Origin of the sequence: Mesorhizobium sp. LCM 4577 (assembly GCF_001854795.2) — a bacterium.
Classification (GTDB): domain Bacteria; phylum Pseudomonadota; class Alphaproteobacteria; order Rhizobiales; family Rhizobiaceae; genus Mesorhizobium; species Mesorhizobium plurifarium.
The window spans coordinates 197125-220847 of the sequence record NZ_MDDU01000054.1 but is presented as its reverse complement, the minus strand read 5'-3'; the positions used below and the strand labels follow the sequence as shown (position 1 = coordinate 220847).

The 23723-nt window shown below is 65.1% G+C and carries 27 protein-coding genes; 21 read left to right on the top strand and 6 right to left on the bottom strand.

Annotated features, from left to right (window positions below; translation table 11 throughout):
- Window positions 1-16 precede the first annotated feature (16 nt).
- Entirely contained in the window at window positions 17-1348 is a 1332-nt protein-coding gene (locus tag LCM4577_RS31490; protein WP_071074665.1) for a dihydroorotase, read from the top strand.
- Between the two features lie 6 nt (window positions 1349-1354).
- On the opposite strand, the gene LCM4577_RS31485 is transcribed toward LCM4577_RS31490, so the two are convergent.
- The 4 genes from LCM4577_RS31485 to LCM4577_RS31470 all read right to left on the bottom strand — a co-directional run bounded on the left by LCM4577_RS31485 (window position 1355) and on the right by LCM4577_RS31470 (window position 3764).
- Window positions 1355-2146, bottom strand: a complete 792-nt coding sequence (locus LCM4577_RS31485) for a hypothetical protein (RefSeq protein WP_071074664.1) — start codon at window positions 2144-2146, stop codon at window positions 1355-1357.
- Between the two features lie 130 nt (window positions 2147-2276).
- On the bottom strand, window positions 2277-2534 hold the full coding sequence (locus LCM4577_RS31480) for a hypothetical protein (protein WP_040984202.1): 258 nt from the start codon (window positions 2532-2534) through the stop codon (window positions 2277-2279).
- Window positions 2535-2889: 355 nt separating this feature from the next.
- Window positions 2890-3267 carry a TIGR02301 family protein gene (locus tag LCM4577_RS31475; protein ID WP_041009585.1) on the bottom strand — a complete coding sequence of 126 codons (378 nt, stop codon included), beginning with the start codon at window positions 3265-3267 and terminating at the stop codon, window positions 2890-2892.
- Between the two features lie 71 nt (window positions 3268-3338).
- Window positions 3339-3764, bottom strand: a complete 426-nt coding sequence (locus tag LCM4577_RS31470) for an NUDIX hydrolase (RefSeq protein WP_041009514.1) — start codon at window positions 3762-3764, stop codon at window positions 3339-3341.
- 117 nt (window positions 3765-3881) lie between these two features.
- Between LCM4577_RS31470 and LCM4577_RS31465 the strand changes: the two genes are divergently transcribed.
- The gene (locus tag LCM4577_RS31465; RefSeq protein ID WP_071035687.1) at window positions 3882-4643 is read left to right on the top strand and encodes an SOS response-associated peptidase; all 762 of its coding nucleotides are present in this window, start codon (window positions 3882-3884) and stop codon (window positions 4641-4643) included.
- 111 nt (window positions 4644-4754) lie between these two features.
- Here the strand turns inward: LCM4577_RS31465 and LCM4577_RS31460 are convergent, their stop codons facing one another.
- Window positions 4755-4910 (bottom strand): hypothetical protein, encoded by a 156-nt coding sequence (locus LCM4577_RS31460; protein ID WP_116390227.1) that lies wholly within the window; start codon window positions 4908-4910, stop codon window positions 4755-4757.
- Window positions 4911-5355: 445 nt separating this feature from the next.
- On the opposite strand from LCM4577_RS31460, the gene cysS reads away from it, so the two are divergent.
- From cysS to rarD, 8 genes are all read left to right on the top strand, one after another.
- Window positions 5356-6798: a cysteine--tRNA ligase gene (cysS, locus tag LCM4577_RS31455; RefSeq protein ID WP_071074663.1), complete on the top strand. Its 1443-nt coding sequence runs from the start codon at window positions 5356-5358 to the stop codon at window positions 6796-6798.
- A 202-nt stretch (window positions 6799-7000) separates the two neighbouring features.
- On the top strand, window positions 7001-7393 hold the full coding sequence (locus LCM4577_RS31450) for an endonuclease domain-containing protein (RefSeq protein ID WP_071074662.1): 393 nt from the start codon (window positions 7001-7003) through the stop codon (window positions 7391-7393).
- The gene (locus LCM4577_RS31445) at window positions 7390-7776 is read left to right on the top strand and encodes a VOC family protein (protein WP_071074661.1); all 387 of its coding nucleotides are present in this window, start codon (window positions 7390-7392) and stop codon (window positions 7774-7776) included. The genes LCM4577_RS31450 and LCM4577_RS31445 overlap by 4 nt, the downstream gene beginning before the upstream one ends.
- Before the next feature lie 21 nt (window positions 7777-7797).
- Window positions 7798-8289 carry a GFA family protein gene (locus LCM4577_RS31440; RefSeq protein WP_071074660.1) on the top strand — a complete coding sequence of 164 codons (492 nt, stop codon included), beginning with the start codon at window positions 7798-7800 and terminating at the stop codon, window positions 8287-8289.
- A complete protein-coding gene (locus LCM4577_RS31435) occupies window positions 8286-8762 on the top strand; it encodes a GFA family protein (RefSeq protein WP_116390226.1) in 477 nt (158 codons plus the stop codon). Before LCM4577_RS31440 ends, LCM4577_RS31435 begins: the two co-directional genes overlap by 4 nt.
- A complete protein-coding gene (gene pip, locus LCM4577_RS31430) occupies window positions 8759-9724 on the top strand; it encodes a prolyl aminopeptidase (protein WP_071035692.1) in 966 nt (321 codons plus the stop codon). The genes LCM4577_RS31435 and pip overlap by 4 nt, the downstream gene beginning before the upstream one ends.
- Before the next feature lie 53 nt (window positions 9725-9777).
- Window positions 9778-11394 carry a citramalate synthase gene (gene cimA / locus LCM4577_RS31425; RefSeq protein WP_071074659.1) on the top strand — a complete coding sequence of 539 codons (1617 nt, stop codon included), beginning with the start codon at window positions 9778-9780 and terminating at the stop codon, window positions 11392-11394.
- Between the two features lie 315 nt (window positions 11395-11709).
- Window positions 11710-12639 carry an EamA family transporter RarD gene (rarD, locus tag LCM4577_RS31420; RefSeq protein ID WP_071074658.1) on the top strand — a complete coding sequence of 310 codons (930 nt, stop codon included), beginning with the start codon at window positions 11710-11712 and terminating at the stop codon, window positions 12637-12639.
- Window positions 12640-12650: 11 nt separating this feature from the next.
- Here the strand turns inward: rarD and LCM4577_RS31415 are convergent, their stop codons facing one another.
- A complete protein-coding gene (locus tag LCM4577_RS31415; protein ID WP_071074657.1) occupies window positions 12651-13646 on the bottom strand; it encodes a transporter in 996 nt (331 codons plus the stop codon).
- Between the two features lie 245 nt (window positions 13647-13891).
- Here LCM4577_RS31415 and LCM4577_RS31410 point away from each other — a divergent pair, with 245 nt between their 5' ends.
- From LCM4577_RS31410 to LCM4577_RS31360, 11 genes are all read left to right on the top strand, one after another.
- A complete protein-coding gene (locus LCM4577_RS31410; RefSeq protein ID WP_040984544.1) occupies window positions 13892-14113 on the top strand; it encodes a DUF680 domain-containing protein in 222 nt (73 codons plus the stop codon).
- A gap of 298 nt (window positions 14114-14411) precedes the next feature.
- Window positions 14412-15383 (top strand): MBL fold metallo-hydrolase, encoded by a 972-nt coding sequence (locus tag LCM4577_RS31405; RefSeq protein WP_071074656.1) that lies wholly within the window; start codon window positions 14412-14414, stop codon window positions 15381-15383.
- 36 nt (window positions 15384-15419) lie between these two features.
- A complete protein-coding gene (locus LCM4577_RS31400) occupies window positions 15420-15881 on the top strand; it encodes a tetratricopeptide repeat protein (protein ID WP_071074655.1) in 462 nt (153 codons plus the stop codon).
- 234 nt (window positions 15882-16115) lie between these two features.
- Window positions 16116-16598 carry a DoxX family protein gene (locus tag LCM4577_RS31395; protein WP_071074654.1) on the top strand — a complete coding sequence of 161 codons (483 nt, stop codon included), beginning with the start codon at window positions 16116-16118 and terminating at the stop codon, window positions 16596-16598.
- Window positions 16599-16784: 186 nt separating this feature from the next.
- A complete protein-coding gene (locus LCM4577_RS31390) occupies window positions 16785-17855 on the top strand; it encodes an ROK family protein (protein WP_131803548.1) in 1071 nt (356 codons plus the stop codon).
- A 406-nt stretch (window positions 17856-18261) separates the two neighbouring features.
- On the top strand, window positions 18262-19341 hold the full coding sequence (locus LCM4577_RS31385; RefSeq protein ID WP_071074652.1) for a Gfo/Idh/MocA family protein: 1080 nt from the start codon (window positions 18262-18264) through the stop codon (window positions 19339-19341).
- Entirely contained in the window at window positions 19341-20168 is an 828-nt protein-coding gene (locus LCM4577_RS31380) for a sugar phosphate isomerase/epimerase (protein ID WP_071074651.1), read from the top strand. The genes LCM4577_RS31385 and LCM4577_RS31380 overlap by 1 nt, the downstream gene beginning before the upstream one ends.
- A complete protein-coding gene (locus LCM4577_RS31375) occupies window positions 20165-20983 on the top strand; it encodes an alpha/beta fold hydrolase (RefSeq protein WP_157900520.1) in 819 nt (272 codons plus the stop codon). The genes LCM4577_RS31380 and LCM4577_RS31375 overlap by 4 nt, the downstream gene beginning before the upstream one ends.
- The gene (locus tag LCM4577_RS31370; protein ID WP_071074649.1) at window positions 20980-21942 is read left to right on the top strand and encodes an ROK family protein; all 963 of its coding nucleotides are present in this window, start codon (window positions 20980-20982) and stop codon (window positions 21940-21942) included. The genes LCM4577_RS31375 and LCM4577_RS31370 overlap by 4 nt, the downstream gene beginning before the upstream one ends.
- Complete coding sequence (locus LCM4577_RS31365) at window positions 21939-22679, top strand: ATP-binding cassette domain-containing protein (protein WP_040984558.1); 741 nt, start codon at window positions 21939-21941, stop codon at window positions 22677-22679. The genes LCM4577_RS31370 and LCM4577_RS31365 overlap by 4 nt, the downstream gene beginning before the upstream one ends.
- Window positions 22680-22699: 20 nt before the next feature.
- Entirely contained in the window at window positions 22700-23704 is a 1005-nt protein-coding gene (locus LCM4577_RS31360; RefSeq protein WP_052468986.1) for an ABC transporter permease, read from the top strand.
- The last annotated feature ends 19 nt before the right edge of the window (window positions 23705-23723 follow it).

The window sequence follows — 23723 nt, the reverse complement described above, 5'->3', positions numbered from 1 at the left end:
GAGATTGGACCTGCCTATGGCAACCACCTTCGACCTCATCCTGACAGGCGGCACCGTGGTCAACCATGACGGCGAGGGTCGTCGCGACATCGGCGTGAAGGACGCACGCATCGCGCGGATAGGCGATCTCGGCCAGGCCTCGGCCGGCGAAACCATCGACTGCACGGGCCTGCACATCCTGCCGGGCGTCGTCGACAGCCAGGTGCATTTCCGCGAGCCGGGGCTGGAGCACAAGGAGGACCTGGAGACCGGCTCCCGCGCGGCGGTGCTCGGCGGCGTCACCGCCGTCTTCGAGATGCCGAACACCAATCCTTTGACCACCGGCGAGGCCGCACTCGCCGACAAGGTGCGGCGTGCCACGAACCGCATGCATTGCGACTTCGCCTTCTGGGTCGGCGGCACGCGCGACAACGCGCGCGATGTCGGCGAACTGGAACGGCTGCCGGGAGCAGCCGGCATAAAAGTGTTCATGGGCTCGTCCACCGGCGACCTGCTGGTCGAGGACGATGAAGGCGTCGCCTCGATCCTGCGCAACACCCGCCGCCGCTCCGCCTTCCATTCGGAGGACGAGTTCCGCCTGCGCGAACGGCTCGGCGAGCGCGTCGAGGGCGATCCATCGTCGCATCCCGTCTGGCGCGACGAGATCGCGGCGCTGCGCTGCACGGAGCGGCTGGTGCGCATCGCCAGGCAGACACGCGCGCGCATCCATGTGCTGCACATCTCGACCGCCGAGGAGATCGTCTTCCTCCAGCAGCACAAGGATGTCGCGACCTGCGAGGTCACGCCGCATCATCTGACGCTGACGGCGGACGACTATGCCAGACTTGGCACGCTGATCCAGATGAACCCGCCGGTGCGTGACGCCCGCCACCGCGACGGCGTCTGGCATGGCGTTGCGCAAGGCATCGTCGATGTTCTTGGCTCCGACCACGCGCCGCACACGCTGGCCGAGAAGGCGAAGACCTATCCGGCCTCGCCGTCTGGGATGACGGGCGTGCAGACGCTGGTGCCGATCATGCTGGACCACGTCAATGCCGGCCGGCTCACCTTGCAGCGCTTCGTCGACCTTTCCAGCCACGGTCCGCAGCGCATTTTCGGCATGGCCAGGAAAGGCCGCATCGCCGCCGGCTACGACGCCGACTTCACGATCGTCGACATGAAGCGCCGCGAGACCATCGCCAACGCCCAGGCCGGCTCCAAGGCCGGCTGGACGCCCTATGACGGCAAGGAGGTCACCGGCTGGCCGGTCGGCACCATCGTGCGCGGCACCCGCGTCATGTGGGAAGGCGAGATCGTGACGCCCGGCCAGGGCAGGGCGGTCGAGTTTTCCGAGGCGCTGCCGGTTTAAAGCGGCTCAATCCCCGGCCACAAAGAACAGCCACTGGCCCGTCGGCGTGATGCCCACACGATAGAAAATGTAGGCGCCGAACTGCTTCATGTCGTCATAGTCGCTGGCTGTGACCAGCTTGAACAATTCGACGCGCTGCCTGGGGTCGAGCTTGTCGAGCGGCAGCGCGAAGAAATACGGCCAGACATAGAGTTCCTGCGGCGTGCCGGCGTCGACATGCACATAGCCGGCCGAAAGCACCTCTTCCAGGATGGCGAGGATCTCCTGGCCGTCGCCGTCGCCCGAGAGGCCCTTCAGGAAGGTGACCGGGTCGCCGTCAATGTCGCCCAGCGACAGTTGCGTCATGGCATCGCCCTTGCCGATCAGCGGCCTCAGCTTCTCGATGTCGCCGCTTTTACAGGCCTCGATGATCAGCCCATGCATGCGCTTGACGGGTTCGGGAAGCGTGTTGAGGTCGTAGACGACCGCAGGCGGCGGCGCGTCCGGATCGGCGCGCGGGCTGGTGATGCCGCCATTGGCGGGCGGCGTTTCCGGCTCCTGCTTATCGGTGTCGTCGGCCGGCTGTCCGCCGTCCGTGGGCTTGGTGCCGGGCGCCTCCGGCATCGGCACGGCGGTGCCGGGCGCGGCGCTGTCGCCGTTGGCGGGCGGGACGACCGGGGAAGGCAGGTCCTCGCGCTGGATCTCGCTCAGCGCGTAGGAAGGCGTGCTGGCGAGGCACAGCGGCAACGCCAGACAGGAAGCGGCGATCAGGATGCTGAGGGCCAGCCCGCGTGGCCGGCCTGACATCGAAAATCTCACCGCTTGCCTCTCCATTGTTACCCGGCCTGGCCCGGGCCGCGCTCCGAACAATCAAGCGCATGGGTATGATGCCCAAACGGCGCGCCCGCGTCAAAACTCACTGTCAAAAAGTCGCTGTCAAAACAGGTGACTAGTGCTTGAGCCGTTCCGGTTCGAAGGCGCCGGCAATCACCTTTTCGCGCATGCGGTCGAGCAGCGCCAGCGCCGAGGTCTCGCCATTGGCGCGCAGCATCTCGCCGAAAGCCGTCTCCAGTGCTGCTTCGGCGATGATTTCCGGTTCGATGCCAGCCGACAGGCCTTCCGCCCAGGCTTCGCTGTGGCTCTCCACGGCTGTCAGGCGCTTTTCTTCCCTGACCAACGCGTCGATGTCGCTGACACCATGTTCCATTTGCGATGTCCACCTTCTGCAAGCGGCGATCCGACGGACGGATCCGGCTTGGTCTGCCAGTTCGTCTGCAGTCTCACTTAAGCCGTTGTAAATACGACATTTTTGGGGTCGAAATCTACATTGTGGGCGAGACTGCCCTCAATCGATGCCGAGCTTAGCCGATTAGACCGGCTCGCGGCATCAAAACCTTCAGTTTGAGTTAATTCCGCAAGTGCGCGCTAACGTTTCATTAACGCTGTTGCGCAAGCGCAACACATGATTGCACCAGAGCGGGACAGGAGACAATAAGGCACCTCACATTGGCGCCGATTGCCGCAAAAAAACTGCGTAAAACCTTGCGCCGGACGAGCCGGGCTCAATTCCCGTAGCGGGAGGCGATGTCGCGTGACAGCGTCTCGCCTTCCTTCATGTAGCGGGCGATGGCCTCGGCCGCCGAAGGCGTGCATTGGGTGTAGGTGCCGCTGAAGGAGCGGTAGCCCCGATTGAACGAGGCGATGAAGCGGGCGCGCCGGTCGGGATCGGGATTTTCCGACTCGAGCAGCTTTTCCATCTGGATCCGCCACTGGTCGCCTTTTTCACCGCAGAGATTGCGCAGGAAATGCAGCGATCCGAGCACCTCGGCCAGCCGCATCAGCCCCGGCTCGAAAGGCGCCTCGGCGGCGAGCGCCGGGGGTGCCGCTGCRGCGACGCTGACGGCGAGGCACGCGGCGAGAAAAGCGGAAGCGCGGGTCATCAAAGCCTTGCGATGAAAGGGCAGGGCTTTGTGGCGAAACATTTTGTCGCCTGCAAGGCCATTCTGGATGCTCACCGCCTGGCGCCTTGCGCGGGGCCAAGCAACGCCTCGGCGACAGAGAACACATCGCCGGCAAGCGGCATCCCTGCCATTTCCGCCAGCGTGTAGAACGCCGCGGTCTCGGCGTCGTCGTTTGCCACGGGCTCGCCGCCGGCATAGGCGGCGCCGAACACCGTCAGCAGATAGTCGACCGCGTGGTTTTCAGCACGGCCGTCGATATGGATGTCGCGAAGCGGGCGATAGCCCGTCGCCTTGAGCCCGGTTTCCTCCAGCAATTCGCGCGCCGCCGCCTCCGCCAGCGTTTCGCCCGGCTCGACCTTGCCGCCGGGATAGGCATAGAGCCCTTGCGACGGCGCTCGCGCACGTTTGACCAGAAGCACGGTGCCGCCGCGAACGACCGCGACGGAAACGGCCGGTATGATCTTGCGCTGTTCCATGCGTGCCGATCTTCCTGCAGGCTTTTGTGGACCGATTGGGCGAAACCAGCTTTAGCCGTTGCGGCGCGGCGGTTCCATCGCCACTTTCATGGTCCGTCAATTGGTGAGCCCAAATCCATGTGCGGACGCTTTGCCCTGACCGCCACGCCGGATCAGACTGCCGCCTTTCTCGGTCTGGCCGAGCTGGAGGAATTTCCGGCCCGCTACAACATAGCGCCGACACAGCCGGTGCTGATGGCGCTTGCCGGCCCGCCGCGGGAACCTGGCTCGAACCTGCCGGACCGCCAGGCGATGCTGGTGCGCTGGGGCCTGATCCCGGCCTGGGTCGAGGACACCAAGGCGTTTCCGCTGCTCATAAACGCCCGCTCCGAAAGCGTGCTGCAAAAAGCCTCGTTCAAGGCCGCCATGCGCCACCGGCGCGCTCTTGTGCCGGCATCGGGCTTCTACGAGTGGCAGCAGTCGGGTGGGGCCAGGGGGCAACCCTACTGGATCCGCCCGCGACGCGCCGGCGTGCTCGCCTTCGCCGGCCTGATCGAGACTTACGCTGAGCCTGGCGGTTCGGAGATGGATACCGGCGCGATCATCACGACCGAGGCCAATGCCGGCATCGCCCATATCCACGACCGCATGCCGGTGGTCATCGAGGAGCGCGACTTCGCCCGCTGGCTCGATTGCCGCACGCAGGAGCCGCGCGACGTGCTCGATCTGCTAAAGCCGGCCGATCCCGATTTCTTCGAGGCGATACCGGTTTCCGGCCTTGTCAACAAGGTCGCCAACACCGGGCCGGAGATCCAAGAGCGCGGCATCGTTTCACCGCAGGCCGAAAAGCCCGGGCGCCAGAAACCTGGCGCGGACGAAAACCAGATGAGCTTGTTTTAGCGAAGACTATCGGCCATGCGAGGCTGATTCCGGAGGCCTTCATCTCCAGGGCGCTCTCTAGCGCCCTCATCGACGGCGTCCCCATCATCGGGGACCGTGCCGATCGTGCCTTCAGGCGGCGCGCGGCGAGACGATCTTCTGCGCGGGCTTCTTCTTCTTCGCGGTATGGAGGAGGGCGGCGACGATGGCCGCCGGGCCGATCGCGCGGTAGTGGCTGGTGAGAGCCGGCTGCGTTTGTCGGTTCTGTTCCTGCTTGCTGCGAGCCATGATTCTCTTCCCTGGTAACGGTTTCGTGTTCAGCGTTTGGCGGCCGATTCCGACCAAATCGTGACATCTGGCGGTCTAGCCGGCGAATGTTTCATCACTGTGCCGACATGTTTAATAAAATGTTTCGGCCTGTTTTTACCTGTGATCCAACGACATCTTTCCTCAGTGGAGCGACTTGACGGCAACACCCGCCAGCGCGATAAAGCCGCCCATGAAAACGTCTTTCGCCATTTGTGGCATTTGCATTATTGGCTAGCCTCGCGCTGGTCCGGACGTTTTCGCCTCATCTTTCCCCAGATCGGAAAAACGCCCCGGCCAGCAGGCTGGAGCCTGATTTGCGCTTTCGGCGCAGACAAGGCTCCGACCAGAGCATGATCCCGAAAAGTGGACACCGGTTTTCGGATCAGATCATGCTCAACTGAAGTAACGGATCGGAAGGGCACGCATGTCGGACGCATCGAAGGGCCTCAGCCTCTACAACACGCTGACGCGGACGAAGGAACGTTTCGTTCCGATCGATCCGCGCAATGTGCGCATGTATGTCTGCGGCCCGACCGTCTATGACTTTGCCCATATCGGCAATGCCAGGCCGGCGATCGTCTTCGACGTGCTTTTCCGCCTGTTGCGCCATCTCTACGGCGAAAGCCACGTCACGTATGTGCGCAACATCACGGATGTCGACGACAAGATAAATGCCAGGGCGCTGCGCGATTTCGGCGGCGAGATCGCGGCCGGAAAGCTGTCGCTCAACGACGCGATCCGCAAGGTCACCGAAAAGACCGCCGACCAATACCACAAGGATGTCGCGGCCCTCGGCTGCCTGCAGCCGACTTTTGAACCGCGCGCCACCGAGTTCGTCGCGCCCCGCGCCGACGGCAAGGCCGACATGCTGTCGCTGATCCGGCAACTCATCGAGCGCGGCCACGCCTATGTGGCCGGCGGCGAGGTGCTGTTCGATACCGCCTCGATGCCGGACTATGGCGAGCTCTCGAAGCGCAATCTCGACGAGCAGCAGGCGGGCGCGCGCATCGCGGTCGACGCGCACAAGAAGAACCCCGGCGACTTCGTGCTGTGGAAGCTGTCCACGCCCGAAGAGCCCGGCTGGGAAAGCCCGTGGGGCCGGGGCCGGCCCGGCTGGCACATCGAATGCTCGGCCATGTCGGCCGCCTATCTCGGCGAGATTTTCGACATCCACGGCGGCGGGCTGGACCTGATCTTCCCGCACCACGAGAACGAGATCGCCCAGTCGCGCTGCGCCCACGGCACCAAGGTCATGGCCAACGTGTGGATGCACAACGGCTTCCTGCAGGTGGAAGGCCAGAAGATGTCGAAGAGCCTCGGCAATTTCTTCTCCATCCATGAGCTGCTGGAGACCGAGACGTTCGGCGGTAGGAAATGGCCCGGCGAGGTGCTCAGGCTGGCGATGCTGATGACTCATTACCGCGAGCCGATCGACTTTTCCGTGCGCAAGCTTGAGGAGGCGGAAAACACGCTGCGCAAATGGAAGCGGGCGGCAGACCTGGCGCCTGCGGCCTCGACGGATCTGCCGACCGGGGTCGTGGAAGCGCTGTCCGACGATCTCGCCACCTACGCCGCCTTCCAGGGACTGACGCAGCTCGCCAGCGAAGCGGGCGACGCCGGCGGCGAGAAAGCCGCCGCTTCGTTGAAGGCAGCGCTGGCCTTCCTCGGCTTCGACGTCGGCGCGGCCAAGGTGGACGAGGCGGCGGTCGCCAAGGCGATCGCGGACCGGCTCACGCTGATCGCGGCGAAGAACTGGGCGGAGGCGGATCGGGTTCGCGACGAGCTGCTGGCGCAGGGCGTGCAGCTGAAGGACGGCAAGGACCCCGCGACGGGCGAGCGCGTGACGACGTGGGAGATCAAAAGGTGAGGGGCGATGCTCTCTTGATGGAGAGGTTGGAGCGAGGCCCCCCTCTCTGTCCTGCCGGACATCTCCCCCTCAAGGGGGGAGATTGGACGTCGCCTTGGCTTTCGCCAATCGCCGACGTTGACGATTTGGCGCCGTCGGCGAAGCTGCCGATCTCCCCCCTTGAGGGGGAGATGCCCGGCAGGGCAGAGAGGGGGGCCTCGCGATGACCCATCATCATGTATCGCCCGTCAGTCGCGGCAATGCGCGCAAGATGCGCAAGGCAATGACCGATGCCGAATTGAAGCTCTGGAATGAAGTTCGAGCAAACAGGCTGATGGACCTTTCCTTTCGGCGGCAAATGCCTATCGCCGGCTACATCGTTGACTTTGCCTGCCCTGACAAAAAGCTGATCGTCGAGATTGACGGCTCTCAGCACGCCCTTGCGGAAGTCTCGACTTCCGACTCGGCGCGCACTGCGAAGCTTGAAGCGCTTGGCTGGACCATCCTGCGTTTCTGGAACGACGACGTGATCCGCGATATCGACAATGTCTGCCAGCACATCGTCATCGCGGCCGGGCTGGCCGCCGCGCCACTAACGGAGGAGCTCGTTCCATGATCGATCATCTCGGCATCACCGTATCCGATTTCGACGCATCCAAGGCTTTCTACGACAAGGCGATGGCGCCGCTGGGGGCGTCGCTGCTCTACATGGTGCCGCAGGAATATACCGGTGGCGCCAAGGTCGGCGGCTATGGCCGCGACCGGCCGGTGTTCTGGGTGAGCGCAGGCAAGGAGAAGCCGAAGGACCACCAGCATATCGCCTTCACCGCGCGCAGCCGCGCCGAGGTCGATGCCTTCCATGCCGCGGCTCTTGCCGCCGGCGGCAGGGACAATGGCGCGCCGGGCCTGCGCCCGCACTATCACCCGAACTATTACGGGGCCTTCGTCTTCGATCCCGACGGCAACAATGTCGAGGCGGTCTGCCATGACCCGGAGTGAGCCGATGACCAGGAGCGAGCCATGAGCCTCGACAACAGGCCGGTCTACACCGGCGGCTGCCAGTGTGGCGCCGTGCGCTTCCGTGTCGAAGGCGCGCTGGGCGACGCCTCGGTCTGCCACTGCCGCATGTGCCAGAAGGCGAGCGGCAATTTCTATCTGCCGCTGGTGTCGGTGCGCGGCGCCACGCTCGACTGGACGCGCGGCGAGYCGAAACGTTTCCGCTCGTCCAATGCTGCTTGGCGCGGCTTCTGCGCCGAATGCGGCACGCCGCTGACTTTCGAGGCTCCGGACGGCGTAGCGCTGGCGATCGCCGCCTTCGACGACCCGGCCGGCATCGCGCCCACCATTCAATGGGGTGTCGAGGCAAAGCTTCCCTATGTCGACGGCATCCCGAAACTGCCGTCGGAGGAGACGATGGGCGATGTCTCGTCGGCGCCGTATCTCGCCGAGCTCGTCTCCTATCAGCATCCCGATCACGACACCGACCAATGGCCGCCGGAGGAAAAACCATGACCGATGAAGTTCGAACCGGCGGCTGCCAGTGCGGCGCCGTGCGTTTCCGCATCAAGGGCAAGCTTGGGCGCCCGTCCATCTGCCATTGCCGCATGTGCCAGAAGCAGTTCGGCAATTTCTTCGGCGCGCTGGTGACGGTGCCGAAGGACGGCGTCGAATGGACCCATGAGGAGCCGAGCTATTTCCAGTCTTCGGTCAACATCGATCGCGGCTTCTGCGCCCGCTGCGGCACGCCGCTGACCTACCGCCAGCCCGGCGCGCTGGAGATCGCCATCGGCGCCTTCGACGACCGCTCCGACTTGGCGCCCCAGATCCAGGTCAACTACGCCGTGCGGCTGCCCTGGGTGGAGAAGATCTTCGAGGCGCCGATCCTCGACGACCCCGATTTCTATCGACGGCAGGAGCAGATCATCTCCTTCCAGCATCCCGACCACGAGACGGCCAACTGGCCGCAGCAGGGCTTGAAACTATGACGATACACAGCGGTTCCTTGCGCTCGCTCTATCCCGAGATCGAGCCGTTCGAGTCGGGTATGCTCGACGTCGGCGACGGTCACACCATCTACTGGGAGCGCTGCGGCACCAGGGGCGCCAAGCCCGCCGTGTTCCTGCATGGCGGCCCGGGCGGCACCATCTCGCCGAAACACCGGCGGCTGTTCGACCCGAAGCTCTACGACGTCATCCTGTTCGACCAGCGCGGTTGCGGCAAGTCGACGCCCAACGCTTCGCTTGAGGCCAACACCACCTGGCACCTCGTCGCCGACATCGAGCGGCTGCGCGAGATGGCGGGCTTCGACAAATGGCTTGTCTTCGGCGGTTCCTGGGGCTCGACGCTGGCGCTCGCTTATTCGCAGTCGCATCCGCAGCGTGTCAGCGAGTTGGTCGTGCGCGGCATCTACACGCTCACCCGCGCCGAGCTCGAATGGTATTATCAGTTCGGCGTCTCGGAGATGTTCCCCGACAAATGGGAGCGCTTCCTGGCGCCGATCCCCGAGGCCGAGCGCGGCGACATGATGGCCGCGTATCGCAAGCGGCTGGTCGGTTCCGACCGCAAGGCACAGGTCGAGGCGGCTCGCGCGTGGAGCATCTGGGAAGGCGAGACGATCACGCTGTTGCCTGAGCCCGAGACCAGCGACCCGTTCGGCCAGGACGACTATGCGATCGCTTTTGCCCGCATCGAGAACCATTACTTCGTCCATGCCGGCTGGCTGGAGGAAGGGCAGCTTTTGCGCGACGCCTGGAAGCTCAAGGACATCCCCGGCACCATCGTCCACGGCCGCTACGACATGCCATGCCCGGCGAAATACGCCTGGGCGCTGCACAAAGCCTGGCCGAAGGCGGATTTCCACCTCATCGAGGGCGCCGGCCACGCCTATTCGGAGCCCGGGATCCTGGATCGGCTGATCCGGGCGACGGATCGGTTCGCGGGGAAATAGTGATGTACGTTCGCGCTCCACACTGAAGGAGCGCGGCATTTCGAGCTACTGCCATGACAAAGCAACGCCTTTATCTGTTCGACACCACCCTTCGCGACGGCCAGCAGACGCCGGGCATCGACTTTTCCGTCGAGGACAAGATCGCGATCGCCAGGCTGCTCGACGAATTCGGCATCGACTATGTCGAGGGCGRCTATCCGGGCGCCAACCCGACCGACACGGCCTTCTTCCAGAAGAAGCGGACGGAAAGCGCGAAATTCGTCGCCTTCGGCATGACCAAGCGGGCGGGAGTCTCGGCTTCCAACGACCCGGGGCTGGCGGCGCTGGTGCAGTCGAAGTCGGATGCCATCTGCTTCGTCGCCAAGAGCTGGGACTATCATGTGCGCGTGGCGCTCGGCTGCACCAATGAGGAAAACCTGGAATCGATCAACGCCTCGGTCGAGACGGCAGTCGCGGCCGGCAAGGAGGCGATGGTCGATTGCGAACATTTCTTCGACGGATTCAAGGCCAACCCGGACTACGCGCTGGCTTGCGCGAAGACCGCCTTTGATGCCGGCGCGCGCTGGGTGGTGCTGTGCGACACCAATGGCGGCACGCAGCCCTCGGAAGTGCGCGAAATCGTCGGCAAGGTCATCGCCGGCGGCATCCCCGGCGACCATCTCGGCATCCACGCTCATGACGACACCGGCCAGGCGGTCGCCAATTCGCTGGCCGCCGTCCAAGCCGGCGTGCGCCAGATCCAGGGCACGCTGAACGGCATCGGCGAGCGCTGCGGCAACGCCAACCTCATCACCATCATCCCGACGCTTGCGCTGAAGCCCGCCTTTGCCGATCGCTTTGAAACCGGCATTTCGGCCGAGGATCTGACCGGAATATCCAGGCTTTCCCGCGCCTTCGACGAATTGCTCAACCGCGCGCCGGAAGCGCAGGCGCCCTATGTCGGCTCGTCCGCCTTCGCCACCAAGGCCGGCATCCATGCCTCGGCTCTCGCCAAGGAGCCGGCGACCTATGAGCACGTGCCGCCGGAAGCCGTCGGCAACCGCCGCCGCGTCATGGTCTCCGACCAGGGCGGCAAGGCGAATTTCCTCGCCGAGCTGAAACGGCGCGGCATTGAGGTGCCGAAGGACGATCATCGGCTCGACGCGCTGATCGCCGTCGTCAAGGAGCGCGAGGCGGAAGGTTACGCCTATGAAGGCGCCGACGCCTCTTTCGAGCTACTTGCGCGCAAGATGCTGCATGGCTTGCCTGAGTTCTTCACCGTCACCTCGTTCCGCTGCATGGTCGAGCGTCGCTTCGACGCCAACGGCCAGTTGAAGACGGTCTCGGAAGCGATCGTGAAAGTGCTGGTCGACGGCGAGGAGAAGATGTCGGTGGCCGAGGGTCATGGCCCGGTCAACGCGCTCGACATTGCGCTGCGCAAGGACCTCGGCAAGTACCAGAGCGAGATCGTCGACCTCGAGCTCGCCGACTTCAAGGTGCGTATCCTCAACGGCGGCACCGAGGCTATCACCCGCGTGCTGGTCGAATCGCATGATTCCACCGGCGCACGCTGGTGGACGGTCGGCGTCTCGGAAAACATCATCGACGCCTCCTTCCAGGCGCTGATGGATTCGATCATCTACAAGCTGATGAAGAACCGCGAGATGGCGGGACTGGTGGCGGCGGAGTGAGGGCTCCTTTCCTCTCCCCCGCGAAGCGGGGGAGAGGTGGCCCGGCGAAGCCGGGACGGAGAGGGGACGCCCTCCGCGAAGCCAGAGTCGATGCAGGGGAGGGTGCTAGGGCTGATTACAACGACACTTATCCCGAAGCAGTAATTGTCAGCCGCCGCGCTGACCCCTCTCCGTCCCGGCTCCGCCGGGCCACCTCTCCCCACTGCGTGGGGTGAGGAAGGGCGCCGAGCTCGTTTGAACCATCACCAACAGTCCGTTGATCCATCATAATTTTGTGATGGTCTTGGACGGTGCGCTGGGCCATAGCGTTAGGCCATGGTCACCGCTACAGCCGATCTCGATCAGGACGCCAAGGGTCGCCGCGGCTTCCTACTGGCGCTCGGCGCCTATTTCCTTTGGGGGCTCTTGCCCTTCTACATGAAGGCGGTGGCGCATCTGCCGCTTGCCGAGGTGATCGCCAACCGCGTCGTCTGGTCGGTGCCGATCGCGGCGGCGGTGCTCATCTGGGCCGGCCGCACCGCCGACTTCAAGGCGGCGATCCGCTCGCCCAAAAGCCTTGCCATGGCCGCGCTGACGGCCGTGCTGATCTCGGTCAACTGGGGCATCTATGTCTGGGCGATCTCCGTCGGCCGCACCGTCGAGACGGCGCTCGGCTACTACATCAATCCGCTGGTGGTGATCGTCGTTGGGGCGGTGCTGCTCGGCGAGCGGCTCGACCGCTTGCAGATCGTCGCGGTGGCGCTGGCCGCGATCGCGGTGACGGTGCTTACCGTCGAGGCCGGCAAGCTGCCCTGGGTGTCGCTGGCGCTCGCCTTCTCCTTCGCCGCCTACGGCTTCTTCCGCAAGACGCTGCCGATCGGCCCGAGCCAGGGTTTCCTGCTCGAAGTGCTTTTGCTGTCGGTGCCGGCGCTTTGCTACATCCTCTACCTGATCGCCACCGGCCAGGATCATTTCATCTCCAGCACCGGTGCCGACACCGCGCTGCTGATCGGTTGCGGTCCGGTCACCGCGGTGCCGCTGCTGCTCTTTGCCTTCGGCGCCCGGCTGCTGCGCCTCTCCACCATCGGCATCATGCAATATATCGCGCCGACTATGGTGTTCCTGATCGCCGTGCTCGTCTTCGACGAACCGTTCGGCACGACGCAGGCGATCGCCTTCGCGCTGATCTGGGCCGCGCTTGCGGTCTACAGCTGGTCGATGTTCAAGGGGCGCGAGATCCGCCAGGCGGCTCCCGCGACAAGATAAGGCATCTGCCCTCAGACGCGCCCCAGCCGTCGCACGACCATATAGACGATGGCGGCGATGACGACCGAGATGGCCGTCACCACCCAGAATCCGGACGGCATGTCGACCAGCGGCACTCCGCCGACATTCATGCCGAACAGGCCGGAGATGATGGTCATCGGCAACAGCACCGCCGTCATGACGGAGAGGATATAGAGCAGCTGGTTCGACTGCTCGGTCAGCTTCGCCATCAGCTCGTCCTGCAGCAGCCTTGTTCGCGCCTGCAACTGCTCGCCGTCATGGTGCAGCGTGTGCGCCCGGTGCGAGAGACGTGTCGCCATGTCGTTGATCGGGTCGGGCAGCTCATTGCGATGCGAATGGTCTAGGTGACGGAAGAGGTTGGTGAGCGTCGCCATCTGCCGATGGATCAGCACCAGCTGCCGGCGCGCGTCGACCAGCGCCTGGCGCTCATTGTGCCATGCATCGCACACGATGCGGTCCTCGATGCCGTCGAGCGTGTCGCCCATCTTGTCGAGCTCGGCCGCCATGCCGTCGAGCGACTGACCCATCACCGCTTCGATCAGTTCGGCCGGCGTGCGGAATTTGCGCGTGCCGTTCTCCACCAGCTTGCGGATCTTGTCGACCGATTCCAGCGGCTGTTTGCGGGCGCCGACCAGCATCCGGTCGTTGAAAGCGAAGCGGAAATGGGTGAGCCCGCGCGCCTCGGCGAAATCGTGCCTGAGGTCGGGCAGGTCGCCATAGAGGAAGTCGTCCTCGAAGTCGATCTGGCAGCCATGGCTGGGCGACAGGAAGGCATCGCGCACCGGCGCCGGCAGGGCCTCTTCGGCGCCGATCTCCTGGCGGGCACGCATGTCGGTGATCTGGTAGCTGCGCCAAGTCCAGTGCGCCTCGGCGGGATCCTTGGTGCGGGAACCGTCGGCTTTGAAATGATAGATGAAGAACAGCCCGTGCTCGTCCGGCAGATAGGGCGAGAGGTCGGTGCCTTCGGCGGGGAGGGCGATGTTCATGGCGGCTTCGCCGGCTCTTGATGCGGTCGGGCTCGCGGGGGCGGCCAAGCAGCGTTTCTAGCATGCGCGACCCGTTTGGGTGTGACAGTTCGATGACGGCCGTCGCTCAGCCGTCTCGGTCCTGATTTCGCGCGTCTCAAAAAATCTTCCGCGTCCCGGGAATAAAGCGCGGGCCTTCCGGGTCTTGGCTGTAGCGAGGCCATCCTCCCAAGGCACGCATCAACCAACCCGGAAGGACTACGCATATGAACAGAACCGTCTTCGCCGCTCTCGCCATTCTCGTTGCCACCGGCAGCGCCTTTGCTGGCAGCGACCGTTTCCCCTGGACGAATGGCGGCCAGCAGGCCGTCGCCATCGACACCATCGCCACCGGTTCCATCGCGAAGCCGGACATGGACCGCCACGACATGAAGCCGGCGGCCAGGATTGCTGCGGAAGAGCCCGGCCAGGGCATTTGGGGTCGTTGAGCCGGCGGGACCGAAAGGTCCTCGCCTTGGAGCCGGGACCGAAGGTCCGGACGCCAGTGTGAGGAAGGCACGCCTCGCCCCGGCTCAACGACCAGACGTCCCGATCTCCCCGGCGCCGGCCGGTCTTCAGTCGCGACGGCCGGCGCCGGTTTCGCAGCCGGCGGAGGGCAGCACCGGGCCCTCCGCCATTCCCCGCATGTCGCCCAAAACTGCGCAGTGCTTTGGGTGACATGCGGCAGACCAATGAATTACCGCCTGAAACCTGAAGCAGATTTGCAGCCACAAGAGGAGATTTCTGATGTTCAACATGACACGCCGCATGGTGCTCGGTTCCGCCGCCGCCGCTGCCGCCTTCGGCATTGCCGGCAAGCTGGAGTTCGCGCCCGCGGCTTACGCCGAGACCCCGGTCGAGCCGCTGGTCGGCTTCTACAAATACAAGGTGGGCTCGCTCGAGGTCACCGCCGTCTATGACGGCATCTGGCGCAAGCCTCACGACCCGGCCTTCATCAAGGACGTGTCGGTCGACGACACCAAGGCAGCGCTCGCCAAGGCGGGGCTGACCACCGAGTTCATGCCGATCCCGCTCACCGTCGTCGTTCTCCAGATGAACGGCCGCACCATCATGATGGATGCTGGTTCCGGCGTTGGACAGTGGCAGGCCAACGCCACGCATCTTCCGGCCAACATGAAGGCAGCCGGCATCGACTACAAGGCGATCGACACCATCATGATCTCGCATTTCCATCCGGACCATGTCTGGGGCCTGATGGAGAAGGGCACCAACAATCCGGTGTTCCCGAATGCGGAGCTCATCGTCAACGCCACCGAATACAATTGGTGGACGGATCCGAGCCGCCTGGCCAAGCTGCCCGAGGGCCGCAAGCCGGCGGGCAAGYGCATCGCCGAGAACTTCCCGAAGTGGAAGAACTGGAAGCTGGTCGACGACGGCACGGAAGTGGTGCCCGGCATCCGCCTCATGGCGGCGCCCGGCCACACGCCTGGACACTCGGTCTACCATGTCGATGCCGGCTCCGAGCAGTTCCTCGTCTCGGCCGACACCATGTACGTGCCGGCGCTGCTTGCCCCGCATCCCGAATGGCAGGGCAGCTACGACCAGGACGGGCCGATGGCGATCGCCACGCGCCACAAGATCATCGACCAGGTCATTGCCGACAATGTCCGCATCTGCGGCTCGCACTTCCCGTTCCCCGGCACAGGCAGCTTCGTCAAGGACGGCAACGCCTACGCCTTCACCCCAACCCAGATCTGATCGGAATCGGATCCTGAACAGAAAGCGACAACTCCCATGAAACACGCACTTTTCGCGGTGCTCGGCGCCATTGCGGTGCTGACCGCGGCCCCCATCGCCATCGCCGTTCCGGCCTATGCCGTCGACGACATTGAAGGCGCCGACGCGCCCGACCTGACGGCCGTGAAAGCCAAGATCGACGCCAAGGACTACAAGGGCGCGCTGGCCGACCTGCGCGATCTCGCGCAGGACAACCAGCAGGCCGATGTCTACAACCTGCTCGGCTTCACGCTGCGCAAGACCGGCGACTACCAGACCTCGCTGACCTACTACACCAAGGCGCTGGAGCTTAAGCCCGACCACAAGGCCGCGCATGAATATCTGGGCGAGCTCTATGTCGAGACCGGCGACATGGCCAAGGCCAACGAGCAGCTCGCTTCGCTGCAAAAACTCTGTCCGGCGGGCTGCGAGGAGCTTTCCGACCTCAAGCAGGCGATCGACACCAAGGTGACGAAGTAAAGCGTCTATTTCCTCGCCCAGCAAAGCGGGGAGAGGTGGCCGCGAAGCGGCCGGAGAGGGGCCCGGCACTGACGTTGCCCCTACAAGTACCGACTTTTGGGCGCCACGGCGGTAGCGCCCGAAAACCGGAGCCGGCGTTCCTCTCCCTCGCGCCGGCTCCGACCTTTCAACATCGAGCACGTGCGTCCATGCGGACGCGTAGCGGCCAACTGTTACTAAAGATTGGAGCCGACAATGACACCGACCGAACTAACCGAAAAGCTTTACGCCAGGGACGTGGTCCTGCTTGCCGGCCGCCTGCTTCTATCGCTGATCTTCGTGCATGAGGGTCTGCAACTGGCGACGCATTTCGAGGGCGCCGAGAAGGCGATGGCCGCGCTCGGCGTCGGCACGCCGCTGCTTCTGGCGACCATCGCGCTGCAACTCGGCGCCGGGCTTTCGGTGGCGCTCGGCATCCTGGCGCGGTTGGGCGCGATCGGCCTCGGCCTGTTTTGTCTGATGACGGCCAGCCTCTTTCACACCAATTTCGCCAGCCAGAACGAATTGCTGCATTTCGAGAAGGATCTGGCGATCGCCGGCGGCATGTTCGTCCTGGCGCTCGCCGGTTCCGGCAGGCTGTCGGTGGACAGGGTGCTGGCCGGCCTCGTCAAGGACACCAAGATCGATCCGCCTATCGAACAGCACCTGTCGGTGGGGGAGACCAGCCTGCCGGTTTGAGGCAGGGTCCGCGTCACGTCGCGCGAGCCGACAAGGAAATTTCTTTGGATTGCTCGCGCCCGATGTTATTTGCTCGGGGCCCAACCTGAAGACGTCGCCTTGAATACGACAAGCCTACTGCGCCACATCAATGCAAGGCGTTGCCTTCGACTGCTGCAAAACGGCCGGCAGCTCTCGCGCGCCGAAATGGCCCGCCAGCTCGGGCTGACACGGGCTACCATCGGCAATGCCATGCGCGTGCTGCTCGATGCCGGCCTGGTCGTCGAGAGCGCCGAAATGTCGCCCGAATCGCGCAAGGGCCGTCCTGGCGTTGGCGTGTCGCTCAACCCTTCGGGCGCCTATTTTGTCGGCGCCGATGTCGGCACGCGTTCCCTGACCGGAGTGCTGCTCGACCTGCAGATGAACGTCGTCAGCCGGATCGTCGAGCCGACCGGTCCGCGCTACCGTGATGCCGGGCATATATCGGCCAGGCTGCTCTCCTTGATCGAGAGGCTGCTCAACGAAAACCCCGGCTTGCAGGACAAGGTCGAAGGCATCGGCATTTCGGTGCCGGGCCTCGTCGGGCGTGACGGCAGCGTGGTGCATGCGCCGTTCCTGGAATGGCGCAACTATCCCCTGCAGGCGGAGCTGACGGCCAGGTCGCCCGCCGACTGGTCGGTCATGGTCTGCAACGACGCCTTCGCCTTCGCCAATGCCGAGCTCGCCGCCTCCGCCACGGCGAAGGCCGGCAGCATGCTGGTCGTTCTCCTGGCCGAGGGCATCGGCGGCGCCATCATCGATAACGGCCGCGTCGTGATGGGCGGACACGGCTATTCCGGCGAAATCGGCCACACCATCGTTTCCGCCAGCGGACGCGTTGATACGTTCGAGATGTTGGCCGGCGCGAAGCTTTTCACCCGGCTGTTCGAAGAGGGCCAGCCGGTGGCCGACGGCGTCCAGATGCTGCTCGCCAATGTCGGCGACAAGGATGTGGACACTGTGCTCGACGCCTGGGTCAGTGGCCTTTCCGCCGGCCTCGTCAACGCCATCCATCTGCTCGATCCCGGTCGCATCGTGCTTGGCGGTCCGCTGGCCGGCCTCTACCCAAAACTCAGCCGGCGCATCCAGGCCGACATCAAGCGACGGCTTCTGGCGGGTTTCGCCATGCCCGAGATCAGGGTGGCGCAGTTCGGCGCCGACGGCGCCGCGATCGGCGCGGCGGCCACCATCCGTGACACGCTTTTCGCTCTGCCGGACCTCGAAGCCAGCACGCTGTAGTTCCGCTACAGCGTGGGGCAAAGCGTTCGCAACCTTCGAGATTAGCCGAAACGCTGATCAAGTCGTCATCCACGGGCGGAGCAAGGAGCGAAGCGACGCGCGCAGACCCGAGGATCCATTCCGTTACCTGTGAGCGTTGCAGCGGTTCAGAATGAGTACGGTTCTGCTCCGCCTTTATCCTCGCGCAACGTCGCGGAATGGATCCCAGGGTCTCCGCGACGCCGCTTCGCGGCTGCTCCGCCCAGGGATGACGAGGTTGGAAGGTCTTAGCCAATCCCAGCGTTTGCGCCGATTCACTGAAATAAGGTGGGCAATCGCCGAAATTCCCAGGAACCGCCCTTGACGCGCCGCCGTTTGTGATATTTGTTTTTGTATAAGACAAAAACAAATATCAGGGAGCGAGCCCGTGCCCGTCAAGAAAGACGCCCGTTGTCTGCGCATCGGTATCCTCGGTTGCGGACCAATATCCCAGTTCGCGCATCTGGAATCGGCGCAGAAGGGGAGGAACGTCGTCCTCCAGGCCGTATGCGACGCCGATGTCGATCTGGCACGCCGCTTCGGCTCCTTCTACGACGCGATCAGCATCTACGACGACTATGACCGCATGCTCGCCGATCCCGAGGTCGAGGCGGTCGTCATCGGCATTTCCGATGCCTTCCACGTTCCGGCGGCAATCAAGGCGCTTTCGGCCGGCAAGCATGTTCTCTGCGAAAAGCCGATCGCCATGTCGGTCGAGGAGGCGGAGGACCTGAAGGTCCATGTCGAGCGCACCGGCCTTGTGCTGCAGATCGGCCATATGCTGCGTTTCGATCCGGGCATCCAGGCGGCGCATGAGTTCGTCACCAAGGAGATGGGCTCGCTGCTGGCGCTGAAGGCCTGGTACTGCGATTCCACTCATCGCTACACCATGACCGATGCCGTGCAGCCGGTGCCGAGGAACGGCGCCAAGGCATTGAARCCGGCCGGGGACCAGAAAGCCGACCGCCAGCGCTATTTCATGCTGGCGCATGGCAGCCATCTCGTCGATCTCGCGCGTTATCTGGCCGGGCCGATCAAGTCGGTCCAGGCGCGTCTGCTCGAACGCTTCGGCGCCCATTGCTGGTTCGTCGACACGGAATTCGAAAACGGCGCGCTCGGCCATCTCGATCTGACGCTGCCGATCCGGATGGACTGGCACGAAGGCTTCCAGCTCTATGGCGAGAACGGCAGCGCCGTCGGCAAGATTTTCAATCCCTGGTACTATAAGTCGAGCGAGGTCGACATTTTTCGCGAGAGCAGCGCCTCCTCCGAGCGCGTGCTCGGCGCCGACGGGCATTTCTACCGCCGTCAGCTCGAAGGCTTCGCCGATGTCGTCTTGAACGGCGTGCCGATGAACGGCGCCTCGATCGAGGACGGCGTCGCCTCCGTCCGCGCCATGGTGGCGATCGGCCAGTCGGTCCGCAGCGGCAAGCCCGTCGATCTGGCGGACGCTGCGGGGCCGGTCTGATGTATCCCGCAATCTTTGCCCGGACCTATCCGCTCGGCTCCGTCGGCCAGCTGTTCTCGGCGATCGCGCGGGATGGCTACGAAGGCATGCAGTTCAACCTGTCATGCCTCGGACTGGCCAGCCTTCCCGACACTATCCCTACCGGTGACCTGACGGCCTTCGCCGAAGCCGCCCGCGAGCGGGGCCTGGCGATCGCCGGCCTTTCCGGCACCTACAACATGGCTCACCCGGACGAGGCCTTGCGCCGAGCCGCCCGCGCCCGCTTCGCCAATGTCGTGGCCGCTGCCCCGCTGCTTGGCGCGCCGATCGTGACGCTGTGCACCGGCTCGCGCAACGCCGACGACATGTGGGCAGCCCACCCCGGCAACGCCTCGGCGGACGCCTGGGCCGACATGCGCGCCGAGCTCGAGGCGGCGCTCGAGCTTGCCGAGAGGCACGACGTCAGGCTCGGCATTGAGCCCGAGCCCGGCAACGTGGTCGCCGATGCGGTTCTCGCGCGCCGCATCCTCGACGAGGTCAGAAATCCGCGCCTCGGCATCATCCTCGATGCCGCCAATCTCGTCGGCGACAGGCTGAGCGACCAGGCCCGGGTCATGGAAGAGGCGGTCGACCTGCTCGGCGAGAACATCATCCTGGCTCACGCCAAGGACATCGACCGCGCCGGCAAGGTTGTCGCCACCGGCGCCGGCGCCGTCGACCTGCACCGTTTCCTTCGGCTCTTGCGCTCCTGCGGCTACGGCCAGGCGGTCGTCGCGCATGGCTTCGAGCACAAGGATGCGGCCGCGTCGGGCGCAGCTCTTCGCGCGCTTCTCGAGGACATATCGTGACCGCCGGCAGCTTCATCACCGCCGACGGCTGCGCGCTTGCCTTCGATGTCGAGGGTAAAGGGCAGCCGGTGCTGTGGCAGCACGGGCTCGGCGCGCCCCTCGACCAGCCGGTCGAAGTGTTCCCCGAAAGCACCGGCCTGCAACGCATCACGCTGATGTGCCGGGGTCACGGCGCCTCCGCGCTTGGCGATCCGTCGCGCCTCTCGATCGCGCAATTCGCCGAAGACGCGCTGGCGTTGCTCGACCATCTCGGCATCGAGCAGGCCGGGGTCGGCGGCATATCGCTGGGCGCGGCGATCGCGCTCAGGCTTGCAAGCCTCAACGCTCCGCGCGTCGCAAAGCTGGTGCTGGCGCGGCCTGCCTGGGTGGACGGACCTTCCATCGAGCGCCAGCACGGCTATCACGTCGCGGCGCAATACCTCGAAAAATACGGCGTCGATGAAGGCGCCGAGCGTTTTCGCGCCGCGCCTGAGTTCCTCCAGGTCATGGCGGCCTCGCCCGACAATGCGGCCTCGCTCATCGGTTTCTTCAGGCGCCCGCGGCCTGATACCACGATCGCGCTCCTGTCGCGCATTCCGCTCGACTGGCCCGGCGTGAGCCGCGCCCGGATCGAGGCGATCCGGCAGCCGGCGCTCGTCATCGGCAACGACCAGGACTACGTCCATCCGCTGGCCTATGCGCGCGAGCTGGCCGGGCTCATCCCGGGCGCCCGGCTGGCCGAGATCACGTCGAAGACGATCGACCGCGCGGCCTATGTCGCCGAGTTCCGGAACGCCTTGGCAGGCTTCCTTCCGGGCAGGGGAGGCGACCGATGACGCGCGCCTCGATCCGCTCGATCCTGGTCGTCGATGTCGGCGGCACCTCGGTCAAATGCGGCATGATCGTCGACCGTGTTCCGCAGGCCGGCGAGCGGCTCTTCCCGTCGGCCTTGCTGCGCAACGCCGATCCCGTCGGCAGCTTCGCCAGGCTCGTCAGGGAGTTCTGTGCCGAGGCGGGCCTTACCCCCCCCGACCTGATGGTCTCGACCGTTCCAGGCTTCATCGATACCGACGGCGACCGCGTGCTCTTCGCCGGCAATGTGCCCGAGCTCAACGGCCATCGTCTGGCGAGCGAGCTCGGCGCGCTGCTTGGCTTCCCCGTCATCATCGAACGCGACTCCGTGCTGGTGCTTGCGGGCGAGGCGATCGCGGGTGCTGCGAAAGGCGCCGACAGCGTGCTCGGCCTGTTTTTCGGCACGGGCGTCGGCGGCGCCTTCCTGCAGGGCGGCGAAGCCTTTCGCGGCGGCGGCTGGGCGCTGGAAATCGGCCACATGCCGTTCGGCAATGAGGGCAGGACGCTGGAAGGACTGCGTACCGACTGCCTGGAAACCTATGTTTCCGGCCGCGCTCTGGAAGTGATCGCCGCCCGGCACGGCGTTCCGGTCACCGAGGTCTTTGTCCAGTCCCGGCGCATCCCTGAGCTCAACGCGGATGTCGACCGGTTCGTGCGCGATCAAGCGCTCGCCGTCGGCACGGCGGTGGCGCTGTTTTCCCCGGCCACCATCGTGCTCGGGGGAGGGGTCTGCGCGATCGAAGCATTCCCGCGCCGGCAGTTGGAGGAACTGGTGGCGCTGCGCGCGCCCTTCGCCGAGACGGGCCGCCCGATGGATCTGCGCTGGGCCGGGCTCGRCTGGCGCGCCGTCCTCTATGGCGGTCTCAAGGCCGCCGACGACTATGCCGCGGCGCGATCGATGCCGGCATCCGAAGCCAAGCAAGAACGGGAGTCCCTGCCATGAGCCTGTTGGAGCTGAAGAACATCTCGCGCCAGTTCGGCGCCATCCACGCCGTCGAGGACGTGTCCTTCAAGATCGAGCCGGGCGAGATCGTCGGCCTGATGGGCGACAACGGCGCCGGCAAGTCGACGCTGGTCAAGATGATCGCGGGCAACTTCCCGGCCTCGTCGGGTAAGATGGTCTTCGACGGCAGGGAGGTCCAGTTCAGCCAGCCGTCCGATGCCCGCCGCGCCGGCATCGAGATCGTCTATCAGGACCTGGCGCTCTGCGACAATCTGAGCGCCGCCGCCAATGTCTTCCTAGGCCGCGAGATCATGCGCTCGGTCGGCCCGTTCAAATTCCTCGACCACCGCAAGATGCGCGAGCGCGCCGCCGAGCTGTTCCGCGAGCTGCAGTCGGAGACGCGGCCGCGCGACGTGGTCAAGCGCATGTCGGGCGGCCAGCGTCAGGCCGTCGCCATCGCCCGCACCCGCCTGGCCGACGCCAAGCTGGTGCTGATGGACGAGCCGACGGCTGCGATCTCGGTGCGCCAGGTTGCCGAGGTGCTGGCGCTGATCAAGCGCCTCAAGGAGCGCGGCGTCGCCGTCATCCTGATCTCGCACCGCATGCCCGACGTGTTCGGCGTGTGCGAACGCATCATGGTACTGCGGCGCGGCCACCTGGTCGCCAACAAGCTCGCTTCGACCAGCTCGCCCGAGGAAATCACCGCCTTGATCGTCGGCGCCAAGGCCGCGGCCTGAAGGCAACAGGGGAGGATGAGATGAACAAGTCTCCGGACGCAAGCAACCTGGATTCCGTCTTCAGCCTGTCGGAACGCAGCAAGCTCGGCGAGATGCTGCGCAGCCAGGAATTCTGGATCGTCGTCGCGGTGCTGATCATCGGCGCCGTGGTCGGCATGATCGCGCCGCGCTTCCTCACCAGCGCCAACATGGCCAACATCCTGCAGAATTTCTGCTTCACGGCGCTGATGGCGATCGGCATGACGCCGGTGATCATGACCGGCGGCATCGACATCTCGGTCGGTTCCACGCTTGGCCTGACCGGCGTGCTGCTCGGCCTGTTCTGCGCCAGCGGCTATCCCTTCGCCGTCGTCGTGCTGTTCGTGCTTCTCGTCGGCACGTTCGTCGGCATCGTCAACGGCGCGCTGGTCTCATACCTGAAGCTGCCGCCCTTCATCGTCACGCTCGGCATGATGAGCCTGGTGCGCTCGCAGACGCTGGTCGTCACCAACAACCAGGTGGTCTACGATTTCGGCAAGGCGGGCGACACGCTGCTGGCGCTGGGCAGCGGCTCCTTCCTCGGGGTGCCGAATGTGCTGTGGGCCGTGATCGTCTCGGCCGTCGTCATGCAGTGGCTCTTGTCGATGACCAGATGGGGCCGCTACGTGCGCGCCATCGGGGGTAATGAAAACGCCGCGCGTCTCTCCGGCATCCCGGTCGATCGCGTCAAGGTTTCGACCTATGCGCTGCTCGGCGCCATGACCGGCATGACCGCCATCTTCCTCGTCGGCTGGATGGGCGCCGCCACCAACGCGCTTGGCCAGGGCCAGGAACTGCAGGTCATCGCCGCGACCGTCATCGGCGGCGCCAACCTGCTCGGCGGCTTCGGCACGTCCTTCGGCGCCGTCATCGGCTCGGTGCTGATCGAAGTGATCCGCAACGCCCTGCTGCTCGCCGGCGTGAACCCGTTCTGGCAGGGCACCTTCGTCGGCCTTTTCATCCTGTTCGCGGTACTGCTTGAACGGTTCCGCTCCACCCGCGCCTAGCACCCTCCCGGACAGGCCG